Consider the following 1,144-nt stretch of genomic DNA (forward strand, 5'->3'; position numbering starts at 1 on the left):
TCGATAGTGAACCAGTACCGTGAGGGAAAGGTGAAAAGCACCCCGGAAGGGGAGTGAAAGAGATCCTGAAACCGTGTGCCTACAAATAGTCAGAGCCCGTTAATGGGTGATGGCGTGCCTTTTGTAGAATGAACCGGCGAGTTACGATCCCGTGCGAGGTTAAGCTGAAGAGGCGGAGCCGCAGCGAAAGCGAGTCTGAATAGGGCGTTTAGTACGTGGTCGTAGACCCGAAACCAGGTGATCTACCCATGTCCAGGGTGAAGTTCAGGTAACACTGAATGGAGGCCCGAACCCACGCACGTTGAAAAGTGCGGGGATGAGGTGTGGGTAGGGGTGAAATGCCAATCGAACCTGGAGATAGCTGGTTCTCTCCGAAATAGCTTTAGGGCTAGCCTCAAGGTAAGAGTCTTGGAGGTAGAGCACTGATTGAACTAGGGGTCCTCATCGGATTACCGAATTCAGTCAAACTCCGAATGCCAATGACTTATCCTTAGGAGTCAGACTGCGAGTGATAAGATCCGTAGTCAAGAGGGAAACAGCCCAGATCGCCAGCTAAGGTCCCAAAGTGTGTATTAAGTGGAAAAGGATGTGGAGTTGCTTAGACAACTAGGATGTTGGCTTAGAAGCAGCCACCATTTAAAGAGTGCGTAATAGCTCACTAGTCGAGTGACTCTGCGCCGAAAATGTACCGGGGCTAAATACACCACCGAAGCTGCGAATTGATACCAATGGTATCAGTGGTAGGGGAGCGTTCTAAGTGCAGTGAAGTCAGACCGGAAGGACTGGTGGAGCGCTTAGAAGTGAGAATGCCGGTATGAGTAGCGAAAGACGGGTGAGAATCCCGTCCACCGAATGCCTAAGGTTTCCTGAGGAAGGCTCGTCCGCTCAGGGTTAGTCAGGACCTAAGCCGAGGCCGACAGGCGTAGGCGATGGACAACAGGTTGATATTCCTGTACCACCTCTTTATCGTTTGAGCAATGGAGGGACGCAGAAGGATAGAAGAAGCGTGCGATTGGTTGTGCACGTCCAAGCAGTTAGGCTGATAAGTAGGCAAATCCGCTTATCGTGAAGGCTGAGCTGTGATGGGGAAGCTCCTTATGGAGCGAAATCTTTGATTCCCCGCTGCCAAGAAAAGCTTCTAGCG

Annotated in this window: 1 rRNA gene (cut by a window edge); it reads left to right on the forward strand. The window is 51.3% G+C overall.

Going from position 1 to position 1,144, the window contains the following annotated elements:
• Positions 1-1,144 (forward strand): 23S ribosomal RNA (locus ACFWE1_RS17535); its annotated part runs 334 nt beyond the window's last position; the annotation flags it as partial.

It is taken from the genome of Agromyces sp. NPDC060279, assembly GCF_042726785.1.
Lineage (GTDB): Bacteria > Actinomycetota > Actinomycetes > Actinomycetales > Microbacteriaceae > Agromyces.